Annotated in this window: 10 protein-coding genes; 4 read left to right on the top strand and 6 right to left on the bottom strand. The window is 51.4% G+C overall.

Features of this window, described 5'->3' with window-relative positions; all coding sequences use genetic code 11:
• Nucleotides 1-123: 123 nt before the first annotated feature.
• The 6 genes from DDZ15_RS09320 to nifJ all read right to left on the bottom strand — a co-directional run bounded on the left by DDZ15_RS09320 (nt 124) and on the right by nifJ (nt 9,142).
• On the bottom strand, nt 124-525 hold the full coding sequence (locus DDZ15_RS09320) for a VOC family protein (protein WP_109646816.1): 402 nt from the start codon (nt 523-525) through the stop codon (nt 124-126).
• 82 nt (nt 526-607) lie between these two features.
• The gene (locus tag DDZ15_RS09315) at nt 608-1,666 is read right to left on the bottom strand and encodes a sugar phosphate isomerase/epimerase family protein (RefSeq protein WP_109646815.1); all 1,059 of its coding nucleotides are present in this window, start codon (nt 1,664-1,666) and stop codon (nt 608-610) included.
• A 147-nt stretch (nt 1,667-1,813) separates the two neighbouring features.
• Nucleotides 1,814-2,971: a Gfo/Idh/MocA family protein gene (locus tag DDZ15_RS09310; protein WP_109646814.1), complete on the bottom strand. Its 1,158-nt coding sequence runs from the start codon at nt 2,969-2,971 to the stop codon at nt 1,814-1,816.
• A gap of 520 nt (nt 2,972-3,491) precedes the next feature.
• On the bottom strand, nt 3,492-4,436 hold the full coding sequence (locus DDZ15_RS09305) for a ferredoxin reductase domain-containing protein (RefSeq protein WP_109646813.1): 945 nt from the start codon (nt 4,434-4,436) through the stop codon (nt 3,492-3,494).
• 83 nt (nt 4,437-4,519) lie between these two features.
• Entirely contained in the window at nt 4,520-5,512 is a 993-nt protein-coding gene (locus DDZ15_RS09300) for a dihydroorotate dehydrogenase-like protein (RefSeq protein WP_109646812.1), read from the bottom strand.
• Nucleotides 5,513-5,563: 51 nt separating this feature from the next.
• Nucleotides 5,564-9,142 (bottom strand): pyruvate:ferredoxin (flavodoxin) oxidoreductase, encoded by a 3,579-nt coding sequence (nifJ, locus tag DDZ15_RS09295; RefSeq protein ID WP_109646811.1) that lies wholly within the window; start codon nt 9,140-9,142, stop codon nt 5,564-5,566.
• A gap of 342 nt (nt 9,143-9,484) precedes the next feature.
• Between nifJ and DDZ15_RS09290 the strand changes: the two genes are divergently transcribed.
• The 4 genes from DDZ15_RS09290 (at nt 9,485) to DDZ15_RS09275 (ending at nt 17,341) form a co-directional block, all read left to right on the top strand.
• On the top strand, nt 9,485-10,834 hold the full coding sequence (locus DDZ15_RS09290; RefSeq protein WP_109646810.1) for an MFS transporter: 1,350 nt from the start codon (nt 9,485-9,487) through the stop codon (nt 10,832-10,834).
• 168 nt (nt 10,835-11,002) lie between these two features.
• Entirely contained in the window at nt 11,003-13,039 is a 2,037-nt protein-coding gene (locus tag DDZ15_RS09285) for a kojibiose hydrolase (protein WP_109646809.1), read from the top strand.
• Between the two features lie 338 nt (nt 13,040-13,377).
• Nucleotides 13,378-13,935 (top strand): hypothetical protein, encoded by a 558-nt coding sequence (locus DDZ15_RS09280; protein ID WP_146198559.1) that lies wholly within the window; start codon nt 13,378-13,380, stop codon nt 13,933-13,935.
• A 28-nt stretch (nt 13,936-13,963) separates the two neighbouring features.
• Nucleotides 13,964-17,341: a VCBS repeat-containing protein gene (locus tag DDZ15_RS09275; RefSeq protein ID WP_479725183.1), complete on the top strand. Its 3,378-nt coding sequence runs from the start codon at nt 13,964-13,966 to the stop codon at nt 17,339-17,341.

The following is a 17,341-nucleotide window of genomic DNA, read 5'->3' as shown; positions in this document are numbered from 1 at the left end:
GGATTCAGTTTAGTACGGAATTCTTTTTTTCCGCAGAGGCGCGAAGGGCGCAACGTGATATGCTTTCCATGTCCGTAACTCTGTTTTTCCGTGTCTCCGTGGCTTAAACAAGTCATCTGATGATTATACGATCTCACTGATCTCGAGCAGATGCCCGTCAGGATCCCTGAAAAAGCAGCGGATTTCACCGTTGCGATCATTCGGCGGTGTCAGGAATTCCGCCCCGCGGCCACGCAGAATCTCATACGCCTTCCGGCAGTCCGGCACGCGCATGGTTAACTGGTGACTCACCCTGTCGGGATCGCCTGGAGGTGCAAATGTAACGGACGGTTTGTCTTCCGTAGGCCCTCCGCCCGTCACCAGCAGAAGCCATGTGCCCTGAAACTGCAGAACGCAAGAGGTTCCTCCGTACTCCCTGTACACTTCTGCGCCCAATACATCCCTGTAAAAGTTTCGTGACTGTTCAAGGTCACTGACCACCATCAGGTGCGTCAGCTCCACTCCTTCTGTGGGAAAAGTGTCCATGGCAGGTGTGGGTTGTTTGTTGTCGGTTGTTAGTTGTTAGTTGTTGGTTGTCGGTCATCCGTCTCCGGTCCCCGGTCATCACCTACCGGTCAATCCCCAATATCCGCCGGTTCAGCGACTCATCACTTCCCGCTCCTGCAAAATCGTCAAACGCTTTGTCGGTTACGCGGATGATCAGATCATCAATGATCTGTGCTCCCTCTTCGGCGCCCTGCTCGGGATGCTTGATACAGCATTCCCACTCCAGAACCGCCCAGCAGTCGATGCCGTACTGGCTCAGCTTGGTGAAGATGCTCTGAAAATCGATCTGTCCGTCGCCGATGGAGCGGAAACGCCCGGGACGGTCCACCCATCCCTGGTAGCCTCCGTAGACGCCGGACCTGCCGGTGGGATTGAACTCCGCATCCTTCACGTGAAAGGCTTCAATATAGTCTTTGTAAATATCGATGAACGCAAGGTAATCCATCTGCTGCAGCAGAAAGTGGCTGGGGTCGTAAAGAATGCGTGCCCTTCTGTGATTGCCGGTCGCCTCCAGGAACCGCTCGTAGGTCACACCGTCGTGCAGGTCCTCGCCGGGATGCAGTTCATAGCAAACATCCACTCCGTGCTCGTCAAACTCATTCAGGATCGGTTTCCAGAGGCGGGCCAGTTCCGCAAAACCATCGTCCACCAGTCCGGCCGGACGCTGCGGCCAGGGATAGACCGTATGCCACATCAGCGCTCCGGAAAAAGATGCGTGGGCGTCTAAACCCAGGTTGGCGCTCGCCTTCGCTGCAAATTTCAGCTGGTTCGCAGCCCATTTCTGTCGCTCTTTCGGTTTACCGTGAACCTCTTCAGGGGCAAAATTGTCGAACATCACGTCGTAGGCGGGATGAACGGCCACCAGCTGTCCCTGCAGGTGTGTGGAAAGCTCTGTGATCTGCACGCCGGTGGCCTCGATCCTGCCCTTGTACTCCTCGGCGTAGGTTTTGCTGTTCGCCACTTTCTCCAGATCGATCAGCCGCGGCTCCCAGGTGGGTATCTGAACACCTTTATACCCCAGCGATTTGGCCCACTTGCAGATGGCAACGATGTCGTTAAACGGGGGTTCGTCATTCACGAACTGTGCTAAAAAGATGGCGGGGCCTTTTACTGATTTCATGATGATTAATTACGTATTAGGATTAAAGATCTTACCATTATTTGGTTCTCGCAGATTATCGCTGAGTTATGCGCAGATTTCCGCAGATGCTCTGCGAAACTCAGCGAGTTCATCTGCGAATATCCGCGAGAAACAGTTGTCTCCAATTTAAATTTCAAACTCCGTCCACTTTTGGTCCGAATCCTCGGAGGCGATCATGTTGGCCACAAACGCCATGCCGCGGATGCCGTCGTCCACGTTCGGGAAATCGTAATCCGTTACCGAACCAAATGAGCCTGCCTGATGATCCCTCACTGCATTGTAAAACTCAACATAGATATTGGCAAACGCTTCCAGGTACCCCTCCGGGTGACCGGCGGGTAGGCGTGTGTTCTTCTGCGCAAGGTCGGACAGATATCCCGTTCCGGCCCGCAGTTTCTGAGCGGGGCCGTTCAGCGGTTTGAATAACAGCGTATTGGGATCGGTGTGGGTCCATTCCAGGCCCGCATTCTCACCGTATATCCTGAGCTTCAGGTCGTTCTCCTCTCCGGCAGCCACCTGCGTGGCCATGAGCACCCCGCTTGCACCGTTATTGAATTTCAGGAGCGCGGCCGAGTCATCATCGAGCAGTCTTCCCTTTACGGTGATGTTTACGTCGGCGCACAGTTTCGTAATTTCCAGTCCGCTTACGTACTCGGCAAGATTCGCCGCGTGCGTGCCGATATCCCCGATGGCACCGCCTTCACCCGACCTGGACGGATCGGTCCGCCAGGAGGCCTGCTTGTTCCCCTCCTGCTCAAGCGGCGTGGCCAGCCAGCCCTGCGGGTACTCCACATAGATTTTCCGTATCTCACCCAGCATGCCCTTCTCCACATACGTTTTGGCCTCCTTGATCATCGGGTAGCCTGTGTAGGTGTGCGTGAGCGCAAGAACGCCGCCGGTCTCCTCCACAATCTGCTTCAGCTCTTTGGCCTCCTCCAGCGAGAACGCAAGCGGCTTGTCGATGATAACGTGAAATCCATGCTCCAGGGCCTGTCGTGCCGGTTCAAAGTGAACGTGGTTGGGCGTTACGATCGAAACGGCCTCCATCCTAAGATCTGCGGGCAGGGATGCTTCCTTCTCCATCATCTCCGAAAATGAACCGTAAACACGATCCGGATCCAGGCCGAGGGCATCTCCCGTTTTTTCTGATTTTTCCGCACTGCTGCTGAAGGCACCGCACACCAGGTCAAATTTTCCGTCGAGAGCGGCCGCTTTTCTGTGAACATCCCCGATAAAAGCATCCAGGCCTCCGCCTACCATGCCCAGTCGTAATTTTTTACTCATTTTTTGGTGTTTGGTTAAGAGTATTTGGATTTAAGAGTTAGGAGTTAGTGGTTGTTAGTAGATAGTTGTTCGTTGTTTGTTGTCAGTGGATAGTGGTTAGTTGGGAGTGTGGAATAGGCAGCTTAGAACCCTCAACCAACAACCCACAACTGACAACTGACAGATCTCATTCTATAAACATCTGCCTTAATTATCAACCGGGTTAGTCGTGAGTCTTTGGATAGTGAGAAGGCAGAAGGCAGAAGGCAGAAGTTAGTCGTTGGGCGTGAAAGTGAGTCCCGGAAGGCACAATCGAACAGGTAAAGTAGAAAGCAACGAGCTGAAAAGCCCGGCAGCTCTTTTTTGCGCTTTTCACTTCTGCCTTCTGCCTTCTGCCTTTTCACTCCCGTCTGTAGCTTGACCCCATGGCCACTGACGAACCGAAAAATGAGATATTTGATCGTGAAGCCGGGAAGAATAACACTTTGTTATTCAACATTTTTCTGTTCATCTGTTCGTCGGTTCCCGGCAGTCTGCCGGGTTAGTAAACCTCGAGGAACATCCGGTTGCCCGGCTTCACCAGCTTGCTCACCTGGTCGCGCGACCAATCAAGCGGATCGGTATCTTTCAGCTCATCTTTCAGCACCAGATAATCGTACAGGCCGAGCTGACCCAGGATCTGGAAAATTCCGGTCTCCATGCCTTTCAGGCCGCAGACGTAGATAAGTGTGTTGTCTTTTTCAAGTATGGGCATCATCAGGTCATGGCGGTCCAGCAAACTGTACTGTACATAAGGCTTGGTGCCATCCGGCCTGGGATCCTCCCGTGATACAAACGGCAGGTAGTGAAAGTTCTCATTGGATTCATCGAACTCTTCAAACTCTTTCTGGTAGAGCAGATCTGTACGGTACGGGCAGCCGAAAGCAAGCACCATGTCGTTTTGAACGCCTTCAGAGATCAGGTCCATGATCATGCCGCGGAACGGCGCGATGCCGGTGCCGGTGGCCAGAAAAATGTAGTTGTAGTCCTCCTTCTTTTCGGGAAGCAGAAAACGCCGTCCGCTGGGACCGGTCATCATGAGCGTATCCCCCACATTCAGGTTGCAGAGATAGTTGGAGCATACCCCCGTAAACAGGCCGTGATGCTCCCAGTGTTCGTCAATCACGCGCTTTACGGTCGTGGAGTAGATCTTTCCTTTTCCGTCTTCTCCTCCCGTTGGGGATGATGTGGAATAGAGGCGTACCTTGTGCGGCCTGCCCCGCTCATCCTCTCCGTCGGCAAGCACTCCAAGTGCCTGGCCGGGCAGCACATTGTTCTCCAGATCGGTGCCGGAGACATCGAATTCGACATGACGCACAAAGTTCGGACTTGCCGATGACGTCACAATCTCACTTTTAACAATTTTTACCTCTACCGGATTTTTTGGCTTATAAATGTTGAGCTCTACGTCCGGTACCCGAATTTCTTCTTCCGTATTTGTTGCCATAGGTATCTATAGAATTTGGATATGGTGGTTGAATGAGATTTTCTTGTATGCCTTCAGCATCTGACGCCAAAGAGAGAATGTACTCAATAACTCTGAAGAATCTTAAGATAGTTCGCCCTTTCAAAGGCGGCCGGCTCTGCTACCGAGCGGGAGTCCATGCTTCCTTTCATCTGATCAAGGGAAGCGTATTGATGTTCTTCCATCCACTCCTTCATGCGGTTTTCAATCAAAGTGAGCTCTTTCACGCCCCGGACCAAAAGAAGGGATGCCATCATCGCTACATCAGCGCCTGCAAGTATCATTTTGATGACATCCTCCGCAGAATGGATTCCCGTAGTGGCGGCCAGGCTGGACTTCAGCAGCGGCCTCAGTATGGCAATCCACCTCAACGGCAGCCTTTTTTCGAATGAGTGGCTGAGCTGCAGGCTTGGCAGGATCTCCAGGTTTTCGAGATCGATATCAGGCTGGTAAAACCGGTTGAAAAGAACCAGTCCATCGGCTCCGGCCTTCTCCATTTTCATAGCCATATTGGCAAATGAACTGAAATAAGGCCCGGTCTTCACAGACACCGGTATCGAAACAGCTTCTTTCACCTGTTTGATATTGTCAAGGTACATTGTTTCAATTTCGGAAGCGTCACGGGAGGGATCAGTGGCCACATAATAGATGTTCAGCTCTATGGCATCAGCCCCGGCCTCCTGCATTTTGGAGGCATACGACATCCACCCGCCCTTCGACACCCCGTTCAGGCTGGCTATCACGGGGATATCAACAGCCTCTTTCAGCAGCCGGATCTGCTCCAGGTACTCCTCCGCCTGGATATTTTTATACTCTTCCGGCTCCGGAAAATAACTGAGCGCCTCCGCATAGCTCTCGCCTGTTGTTGAGAGGTAGTGGTCAAGCGCCTTGTTTTCATGTGTAATCTGCTCTTCAAAAAGAGAGTACATGACTACCGCAGATGCGCCGTAATCTTCCATTTTTCTTACCGCATCAACGCTTTCCGAGAGCGGTGAAGCAGAAGGCACCAGCGGATTTTTCAGTTTGAGTCCCAGGTATTCGGTTTCAAGATTAATCATGCGGGGATCCGGTTCGGTTCTTGGTTAATTTAAGATTCATACCGCGGTGGTTTAATCCGCAGCTTTTTGCCCGTTTCTGTACATGGATGCCATTTTTTCATACATACTCCACTGCTCATCCACATGGTGCTGGGCTTCCCTCATCAGCTCCTTGGCCTGTTTCGGGTTCGACTTAAGAAGCATCAGGTATCTCATCTCGTTGTAGGCGTATTCCGACAATTTAATTTTGGGTTTTCTCGAATCGAGCATAAACGGATTTTCACCTTCATCCATCAGAGTGGGGTTGAACCTGAAAAGTGGCCAGTAGGCAGAATCAACGGCCAGTTTCTGCTGCGTCAACCCGTTCTTCATATCATATCCATGTGCTATACAGTGGCTGTAGGCGATGATAAGGGAAGGACCCGGATATTGTTCCGCTTCCATAATCGCTTTTACAGTCTGCTTGTCGCTGGCACCCATTGCGATACGGGCCACATACGCTTTGCCGCTGCTCACAGCCATCAGACCAAGGTCTTTTTTGGCTGATTCCTTGCCGGCAGCCGCAAACTTGGCAACGGCTCCCAGAGGCGTTGCCTTGGACCGTTGCCCACCGGTGTTGGAGTACACCTCGGTATCCAGCACGAGAATGTTCACATCCCTTCCGCTTGCAAGAACATGATCGAGTCCGCCGTAGCCGATATCATACGCCCATCCATCACCGCCGATAATCCAGACGCTTTTCTTTACCAGGTAATCGGCAATGCTCTCCAGCATGCGTGCGTCCTGCAGATCGAGTCCCCGAAGCTGCTCCTTCAGCTCTTTTACGCGCGCTCTCTGCTCGTAAATGCCGGGTTCGTCTGATTGATCCGCCTTCAGCAGTGCCCCGACAAGATCACCGGGCAGTTCACCGCTAAGATCGGAAAGAAGCCTCCTTGCCTGCTCCGTCTGCTTATCGATAGTGAGCCTGAAACCGAGGCCGAACTCCGCATTATCCTCAAAGAGCGAATTGGACCATGCGGGACCGAGTCCTTCAGCATTCTTTGTCCATGGCGTTGCGGGCAGGTTTCCGCCATAAATAGATGAACATCCCGTAGCGTTGGCAACGATCATACGATCGCCGAACAGCTGTGTAACCAATTTGATATACGGAGTTTCACCGCATCCCGAACAGGCACCTGAAAACTCAAAGAGCGGCTCGAGATACTGCGACCCCTTCACTGTGTCCTGTTTGATCTCACTGCGATCGTACTCGGGAAGATCCAGGAAGAAATCCCAGTTTACTTTCTCCTCTTCGAGCAACGGTTCAAGTGATTCCATATTCAGCGCCTTCAGGGATGTGTTCTCCCTGTTCTTGGCCGGACAAACCTCCACGCAGAGTTCACAGCCCGTACAGTCTTCCGGAGAGACCTGGATGGATACCTTGGTGTTGTCGGGCCATTCACGGCCTCTTGCATCCATATATTTGAAACCTTCGGGTGCCGAATCAAGCTCAGCCTCATCATACGCTTTGATGCGGATCACGCCGTGCGGACAGACCATTGCGCACTTGCTGCACTGGATGCAGACATCCGGATCGAGCACCGGGATGGTTTGCGTTATGTTTCGTTTCTCCCATTTTGTAGTGCCCGACGGATACGTGCCGTCATCGGGCAGTGCGCTTACGGGCAGGTCATCACCGTTACCGGCAATAATTTCCGCAATTACATTCTGCACAAACTCGGGAGCCTCAGAAGGAACGGACGGCCTCATTGTAATTCCGGACCCGGCTTTGTCGGGTACATCCACCTCGTGAATATGCGAGAGGGCATTATCCACAGCATCAAAATTGCTTTGAAGAACCGCATCCCCGCGCTTTCCGTATGTTTTACGGATCGCTTCCTTCACCTTCAGGATTGCTTTTTCGGTGTCAATAACGTCTGTTATGGAAAAGAAACAAGCCTGCATCACCGTATTGATCCGGTTACCCATACCGCTTTCGGAGGCTACCTTATAGCCGTCAATGCAGAAAAACCGAAGTTTCTTGTCGATAATCTGGTTTTGTACGTTTTCCGGCAGATGGCTCCAGACCTGATCCGCCGGCACCGGTGCGTTCAGCAGGAAAGTTGCCCCTTGCCTGGCATGCTTCAGCACGTCGAACCTCTCCAGGAAATTAAACTGATGGCATGCCACAAAATCGGCCTGATCAATCAGGTAGGCCGAACGAATGGGCTTTGGCCCGAATCGGAGATGCGAAATCGTTTTGGCACCCGATTTTTTAGAGTCGTACACAAAATATCCCTGTGCGTATCCGTCCGTGTTCTCTCCAATAATCTTGATACTGTTTTTATTGGCACTGACGGTACCGTCTGCCCCAAGGCCGTAAAACAGTGCTTCAAAAAGTTCTTCATCGTCTGCCTGATCTGAATCCCCTTTATAGTCCAGGCTGGTATGAGTCAGATCATCATGGATACCGATAGTAAAATGATTTTTGGGCTTCTCTTTTTTAAGCTCGCCGTAGATGGTTTTTACCATTGCAGGTGTAAACTCCTTGGACGAAAGACCATAGCGGCCCCCTGTGATAACAGGTTCTTTGCTGAACGTCCTGTATCCTTCCGCCCTGTTTTCATTGAACGCAGAAAGTACGTCACCGTACAGAGGCTCTCCTGTGCTGCCGGGCTCTTTGGTCCGGTCGAGAACGGCTATGGATCGTACCGATTCAGGCAGTGAATTCAAAAAAGCCTCCATCTGGAACGGACGGTATAGCCGCACTTTTACCAGGCCCACTTTTTCGCCCATCTGAACCATGTTTTCCACTGATTCATGCACCGTTTCAGCCCCTGAACCCATCAGCACGATAACGCGCTCAGCGTCTTCAGCGCCAACGTAGTCGAAAAGATGATACTGCCTTCCGGTAAGGTCAGCAAAGCGGTCCATCACTCCCTGAACAATATCCGGACATTTCAGGTAATAGGGATTTACGGATTCGCGGGCCTGAAAGAAGACGTCCGGGTTTTGTGCCGTACCGCGGATAAACGGGCGGTCGGGTGTAAGTGCACGGTTTCTGTGTTCAATTACAAACCGGTCGTCAATCATCGAACGAAGCACCTCTCTGGAAACCAACTCAATTTTCTGAATCTCATGGGACGTGCGAAAGCCATCAAAAAAATGAATCATGGGGATCCTGGATTCGAGAGTGGCTGCATGTGCAATCACTGCCATATCCATGGCTTCCTGAACGCTGTTAGACGCCAGCAGGGCCAGACCGGTTGCTCGCATCGGCATCACATCGCTATGATCACCAAAAATCGAGAGAGCCTGTGCCGCAACAGACCGTGCTGCCACATGAATCACCGCCGGAGTCAATTCACCCGCAATTTTATAAAGATTGGGCATCATCAGCAGAAGCCCCTGTGATGCCGTAAACGTGGTGGTGAGAGCGCCCGATTGCAGTGCGCCATGCACAGCACCCGCAGCACCGCCTTCACTTTGCAGCTCTATGACATCGGGTATGGTGCCCCAGATATTTTTTTGTCCGCCACTCGACCATGCATCTGCCCACTCGCCCATGGGCGATGCGGGCGTAATCGGGTAGATGGCAATCACTTCATTTAACTGGTGGGCTATGTGTGCAACAGCTTCATTTGCATCAAGTGTTTTCTGAATCGTGGCCATAAAGCGTTTCCTCCGGGAGTATTGTCTAAGAGCACCTTTATCTGCTATCTGAAATGCTGGTTGTAAAATCTGTGTCACAGAACGAATTGCGTGGATTCATTTTTATAATCCGCCGACAAACCAATATAGCAGTCACGCACCCATACCCCGGCAAGGTGGATTTCCAATTTTCCATAGGTTATTCCCTTACACGGTAGTAGGCATTCACCTTATCCGGTTTACGCAATTCGCGGTTTAAAAATCAGAAACCGACACCCGCCCTTTTACTTGCACTTATCGGTGATAAAATGAATATTCACACTGCTCGATAAAAAACCTGCTTCTGTTAATCAAACCAATCTTATGGATACGAAAAACTATGTGATTTCCCGTCTCAGTGTGATGATGTTTTTACAGTTCTTTATATGGGGCGGATTCTTTGTTACGATGGGAATTTACCTGCTGGAAATCTTTGAGGGTGAAGAGGGGCTTAATTCCATTATTGGCCAGGCATATGCCACGCATAACTGGGCGGCGGTGCTGGCACCGGTGCTGGTGGGACTGATTGCCGACCGGTATTTTAATGCCGAACGGGTCAATGCCGTTTGTCATATTCTTGGAGCCGCACTTTTGTGGTACGCTGCAACCATTACGGCTGAACCGGGGCTGTTTATCTGGACAATGTTTGCCTACTTCATGCTCTATATGCCCACGCTCGCTTTGGTAAACGCCATCTCCTTTGCAAATATCGGAGATCCGGATAAAGAGTTTCCCAAAATCCGTGTATGGGGTACAATCGGCTGGATTGCTGCCGGTTTTGTGGTTGCACAAACCATCCTTGGCTGGGTGAACATCCCTTTCCTGGAGTGGTTTACAGGCGTGGAAGCGGGTATTCAGTCTACATCCATACCGCTTCAGATGTCGGCCATCATCTCGCTGATCTATGGTTTGTACAGCTTTACCCTGCCCCCCGCACCCCCGTCTGAAAAAGGAAAAAAATTCAGCCTGGCCGAAGCATTGGGGCTCGATGCCGTGAAGCTGCTTACCAATAAAAACTTTGCCATCTTCTCTTTCAGCAGTTTTGCCATCAGTATCCCACTGGCTTTTTACTATGCCCGGACCAACGATTTTATAGCGGCCATGGCTTTCGGTGATGCGGCACCGTCGTTTATGACGATCGGCCAGATGAGTGAGGTGCTTTTCATGATACTTATCCCCTTCTTCCTCGTACGACTGGGAGTAAAGTGGATGCTTCTGGTGGGTATGCTGGCGTGGACGGCCCGTTACTTTCTGTTTGGGTTTTTCCCGGAGTCAACTGCACTGCTCCTTGTGGGTATTGCCCTTCATGGTGTCTGTTACGACTTCTTCTTTGTAACCGGACAGCTCTATGTAGAGAAGAAAGCTCCAAAAAGTCTCCGTGCCAGTGCACAGGGCTTCTTCAACCTGCTTACCTATGGCGTGGGGATGCTTATTGGAAACTACCTGCTGGGATGGTGGGGCGACAACATCAACCTCGATGGCGCCACGCGCCAGGGATGGCTTGACGGAGCCTTTTCATTCTGGATCATGCCTGCTGCAGCGGCACTGGTCGTTGCCATATTCTTCTTCTTTTTCTTCTGGGATGATGAAGTGGAAGCAGAAACCCTCGAGACAGGGGCAACATCCATTATCGATACCGACGCCGGTGAGACAAGCCCGGGTACGGTGGCTTAGGGTTCCGCTTCATAAACCCCAAGACTGTCTATTGCCACAGAGGCACGGAAAATTTTCGTTTTTTGTGCCTCTGCGGCATTCCTTTCTTTTACAGAGATGCACTTTCCCCATATCCACGAATCATGTAGATTACACTCCTAGTCTGCAATAAATTCAACATACAGGACCATGAAAAAGAGACCCCTTCCCATCTTAACACTTTTGATACTCTTTGCTGTTTCAACCGCCGCTATCGGGCAATCTTCCGGATGGATTGTAGAAGCAGAAAACGTTGATCCGAATAACTACTACGGTATCACGGTGGCAAACGGAATGGTTGGAATTGTGTCATCGGCTGATCCTCTCCGCGTCAGCGAAACCGTTTTGAACGGGGTATATGATTTTTACGGCCGGGGGCGCTCCTCCAATATCCTGCGCGGCTTCAATTTTGCCGCGATGAATCTGGACGTAGACGGGCAGCGCATTAACCGCGGCAATATTTCCGGTATGACGCAGCGCCTCAATATGCGAGAAGCGTGGTTCGAAACAGAATTCCGGCATGCCGGCAAAGTGGACGTCACGTATCGTGTAAGATCGCTGCGCCACCTGCCCTTTACCAGTCTGATCGAAATGGAGATCACCGCCCTTCGCGATGTTACCATTCGTCCTGCAAGCGTTATTGAAGCCCCGGATCACCTGCGCGATGTGAGAAACTATTATGCGGTCATCGACCGGCCTCACGTACAGATTCCGCTGCTTACCTCCGTGGCCGACAGCCCAACCGGCAAACACACCCTCGCCGTCTCCAACAGTTTTCTGTTTGAGGAGGATCATATGCCGGCCTATGTTCACGAAGACTGGGATCACAACATGCACCTGCTTCATCATACCAAAGAGCTTAAAAGAGGTGAAACCTATCGTTTTTCAGTGGTCAGTTCCGCAACCTCTACAGAGCACTTTTCAGATCCCCAAAGTGAATCGGAACGGTTAAGCGTATACGCAATGCTGGAGGGCCGCGAACGTCTCATCCGAAAACACAATGAGGCATGGGATGAGCTCTGGGAGAGCGATATCATTATCGAGGGCAACGAGCAGGACCAGCTGGATGTACGAATGGCGCTCTACCACCTATACTCGTTTGTTCGGGAAGGCTCCCGTTTGAGCCTGTCGCCCATGGGGCTGTCAGGGCTTGGCTACAACGGACATGTTTTCTGGGATACGGAGCTCTGGATGTATCCCCCGCTTCTGATGCTGCAGCCCGAACTGGCACGCTCTATTGTGGACTACAGAACCGACCGCATTGAAGGTGCGCGCGCCAAAGCATTCAGCCACGGATACGAGGGAGCCATGTTTCCATGGGAGTCGAATGACATGGGAGATGAAGCGACGCCTTACTGGGCGTTAACCGGCCCTTTTCAGCATCATATCACGGCGGTTGTGGGCATCTCATTCTGGAACTACTTCCGTGTTACGCAGGATGTGGAGTGGCTTGAAGAGGAAGGATACCCTCTGTTGGAGGAGGTGGCTGAATTCTGGCTCAGCCGCGTTGAGGAGAATGAAGATGGAGAATTTGATATCATCAATGTGGTAGCTGCGGACGAGTACGCTGAAAACGTGGACAATAATGCATTTACCAACGGTACGGCCATACAGGTTCTGACTTATGCCACGCGTGCTGCTGAAATCCTCGGCATTGAGCCTGATCCGCAATGGCAATATGTGGCCAACCGCATTCCCATTCTGGAGTTTCCCGACGGCACCACCCGCGAGCATGCTGCCTACGATGGGGAGATGATCAAGCAGGCGGATGTGAATCTGCTTACCTATCCGCTCGGACTGATAACCGAGCCGGCTCAAATGAGGCAAAACCTGGACTACTATCAGCAGCGTGCGGATCCGCGCGGTCCCGCCATGACCCATTCCGTCTATTCGGTAATCAGTTCCATGCTGGATGACCCCGCTGAGGCTTATGATCTTTTTCACAAAGGCTACCGTCCGAATCTGTTGCCCCCGTTTGATGTGATTGCAGAGACGGCCGGAGGCACCAATCCCTACTTTGCCACCGGCGCGGGCGGGATGCTTCAGGCGGTACTGTCCGGCTTCGGCGGGCTGCAGCTCACCGACAGCGGCATTGTTCAGATCGATACGCCCCTCCCGCGAGGCTGGCGATCGCTCACCATCACAGGCGTTGGCACCGAAGATGTCACATTTACCAACCGGCAGTGATCCCCCCTTCGACCGACGAGTGGATCTAAAAATATCTTTGCAAACAACTGAACATTCGTCTGTCGAATTAATTCATGGGAAAGGTTCTCGCTGAGTTTCGCAGATACTGTTTCTCTCATTTGTACCAATAAAGTCAGCGGCACATCGCTATATCTGCGGATACAATTTCTACCTGTCCGCAAATCCTTTCAGACTGAGTGTAAACTTTAGTATTTCACTCATTATTCGATTATTTTTGAATCTTATTCCGATTCAAACGGCTACATCGAAGGAAATTTTTCGGCAGGGTTTTCCGTTTCACTGAACGTCAATCATTTACCCCAGAATCAACCGTCACTATGATGCGTACGTTACCTGTTTCTCTCTGTTTACTTTTGATCGCAGGTTTAGTCTCATGCACCCCAGAATCCGAATACGAACAGCTTGTGGAGCGTGAACTGAGCCGGGATGTACAAATGGATTCCCTGTTTTTGGGCTACTATTTCGGGATGCCGCTGGACGAGTTTCTCAGACACAGCCTGGAGCTCAACCGCAATCAGGTTATTACCGGTGGAGCCAAAATTATATACAAGCCCGAAGGACTCAAGGCATCGGCAACCATGGAGTTTTATCCTGAATTCAGAGACCGTGAAATCGTCCGCTTGCCGATAGACGTTCTTTACGATGGATGGGCACCATGGAATGGCCATCTGGCAGCCGACAGCCTTATTGTCGACATGGTAAATCTTTATGAGGAGCAGTACAATACATCATTCATTTCCCACACGTTTCCGGGGGATGAGGTTACTTCCTATGTAGACGTGCAGGGAAACAGACAGATCAAAATTTATCCAATCGACTCACAAAAAGTCCGGATTGAATTTCTCGATCTCACGGCGCAGGAACGCTCGCCATGACCAATGAATATTATCTTTTTTCTTAATGATGAAACCTCATCCCATTAGACTACCGGCCATTGCAGCCGCATTCATTTTTATCCTTTCCTCCTGTTCACTGCTACAGGATCAGGAACCTCAGCTCTTTGAATCGATCCTGCCGGAAGAGTCCGGCGTTGATTTTATAAACCAGCTTACCTCCACCAGCGACTTTAACGTGTATCGTTATCGAAACTTCTATAACGGCGGCGGAGTAGCGGCCGGCGACCTGAACGGAGACAGCCTCCCCGACCTGTATCTCATATCAAACAGCGGGGCGAATAAGCTCTACCTGAATCGCGGAGATTTTAAGTTTGAGGATGTCACACAGGCAGCAGGTGTATCCGGAAACAAACCATGGTCTGCCGGCGTGAGCCTGGTCGATATCAACGGCAACGGATTGCTTGACATCTATGTTACCAATTCGGGCGAATTCGAACCTGAACGGCGCCGAAATGAACTCTTCATCAACAACGGTGACGGCACATTTACTGAATCCGCAGCAGAATACGGGCTTGATGATCCGGGTTACTCTATTCACGCATCATTTTTTGACTATGACGGTGACGGCGATCTTGACATGTATCTGCTTAACAATTCCGATGCGGCGATCGCTGATTTTGAACTGAGTGATAACCAGCGAATGGAACGGGATGAATATGGAGGTGATAAGCTTTTCCGCAACGATGACGGGCTATTTACCGATGTTTCGGCCGAAGCGGGTATTTACGGTAGCGAAATCGGGTTCTCACTCAGTGCTACGGTCTCGGATGTAAACCGGGACGGCTGGCCCGATATCTACATCGCCAACGACTTTTTTGAACGGGACTACCTCTACCTCAATAATACAGACGGCACATTTCGCGAAGTTCTCACCGATCAGATGAACAGCATCAGTGCAGCCTCCATGGGAGCTGATATCGCGGATCTCACAAACAACGGCTGGCCCGATATCTATGTGTCCGACATGCTGCCCCTCACGGATGAACGCACCAAGAAAATCACCACCTACGAAAACTGGGAGCTCTTTACCGACAAGGAGTCCTGGGGGTATCACTACCAGGTTACCCGCAACACTCTGCAGCTCAACAACGGAAACGGCACCTATTCGGAAATCGGACGCTATTCGGATGTTCAGGCAAGCGACTGGAGCTGGGCGGTTCTTCTGGCCGATTTCGACCTGAACGGATTTAACGATATTCTGGTAACCAACGGCCTGCTGCAGGATATAACCAACCTCGACTACATACAGGAGATCAATAATCCGGATATGATCCGCTCAATTATCTCCGACCAGGATCTCGATTTCAGTGAACTCATTGAAATGATCCCCTCCAACCCGGTTCCCAACGTGCTGTTTGCCAACAACGGGGACCTCACATTTGAAGAGAAAGCAGAAGCCTGGGGCATCGGTGAACCCGGTTTTTCAAGCGGAGCCGTTTGGGCCGACCTGGACGCCGATGGTGACCTCGACCTGGTAATCAATGACGTGAACAACCCTGCGAAGCTGTACCAGAACCATTCGCTGCAGACCTATCCGGACCGGGGCAGCCTGAAACTGACGCTTCAGGGCAAAGCACCCAATACCCTGGCAATCGGCGCTCAGGCAGAGGCATGGTCAGGTGATCAGTACTGGTTCAGGGAGCACTACCTTCAGCGCGGCTACCAGTCGAGCGTGGAGCCCGGCATTTTTATCGGCACCGGCTTGCAAAACAGTATCGACTCGTTGCGGGTCACATGGCCTAATGGCACGGTTACAACATTAACCGACATCTCACTGCCGTCAGAACTGAGCCTTGTTCAACCCGATACTGAAGCTCCCGAAGACCCTCACCGTTTCAGTAACCCTTCATATCTGCCGGGCGATATGAAACCCGCACAGAATGGGCTCGCATCAGCTCCGCTGCTCACTGATATTTCGGGAAGTATCGGACTCGGCTGGGAGCACCAGCGATTCGATTACAATGATTTTAACCGCGAGCTGCTGCTTGTTCATATGCGATCATCCGAAGGACCTGCCCTTTGTAAGGCGGATGTAAACCGTGACGGCCTGGATGACCTCTATATCGGCGGTGGACGAAATCAACCCGGAGTACTTGTCCGGCAGGATGAAACCGGTAATTTCAGCTCTGTTTCTGTTCCAGATTTTATGGATGACGAATCTGCTGAGGATACGGACTGTGCCTTTTTTGATGCAACAGGCAACGGCTATCCTGACCTTTACGTTACGTCCGGCGGCAACTCCTATTCCACCGGTTCTTCGGGCCTCCTCGATCGCCTTTATCTGAATGACGGTAACGGCATGTTCCGCAAATCCGCAAATTTTCTGCCGACGGGCAGCTATTCCAGTAACTCAACGGTAACCCCTATCGACATAAACGGTGACGAATCCATGGACCTCTTCGTGGGTGAACGCCTCAAGCTGTTCAATGTTGGCCAGCCGGCAAGAGGATTTCTCATGCTGAATGATGGCAACGGTCAGTTTACGGATGTAACTGCTGAATACGGAAATGGGTTCGATTCCCTTGGCATGATCACCTCTTCGGCCGCTATCGACTGGGACATGGACGGCATGGATGACCTGGCCATAACGGGTGAATGGATGCACCCGATGATTTTCCGAAATACAGGAAACGGTTTTGAGCTCATCCCCTCCAATCCGGAACTGAGCCGGCTCCGCGGACTCTGGATGTCACTGACCGTTGATGATCTGGACGGGGACGGACGCGACGACCTGATCCTGGGAAATCTTGGGTTGAATACCCACTTCCGCACAAGTACTGAAAATCCCCTCAGAATGTGGGTCGGAGATTTTCAGAATAACGGCGTTACGGATCAGATCCTTTCACGATCTGTTGAGGGAAGGGATCTGCCTTTTGTACTGAAGCACGATCTTTTCAGTCAGATTCCGTCTCTTCAGTCCAGTTATCCGACATATGAAAGTTACGCATCGCAATCGATGTCCGACCTCTTCGACGCAGAACAGCTTGAAACGGCACGGGTTCTGCAGGCCGACATTCTGGAAAACATTGTCATCTACAACAGAGAGTCCGGTCCTGAATGGGCTTCCCTGCCGCCGCGGGCACAATTTACGCCAGTTCACGGTATTCTAAGCAAGGATCTGGATGGAGATCAGATACCTGAGATTGTGCTTTCAGGAAATCTGATCGAGGCCAAACCAATGGCGGGCCCCTACGATGCAGGTTACGGAACCGCACTGGTTATGACGGAAAACGGAGAAATTAAAAGTTTACCGCCTCAGATTTCGGGGCTCAGTATTCCCGGATCAGGGCGCGATATCATCTCCTTGCAGCGCGCAAACGGTGATAGCCTATTGGTAATCGCCAGAAATAACGGCACTCCGCTTTTTTACAGAATCAACCGCTGA

The organism is Rhodohalobacter mucosus, assembly GCF_003150675.1.
Taxonomy (GTDB): Bacteria; Bacteroidota; Rhodothermia; order Balneolales; family Balneolaceae; genus Rhodohalobacter; species Rhodohalobacter mucosus.
The sequence above is the reverse complement of the archived record's forward strand: the minus strand, read 5'-3'. Positions and strand labels throughout refer to the sequence as shown.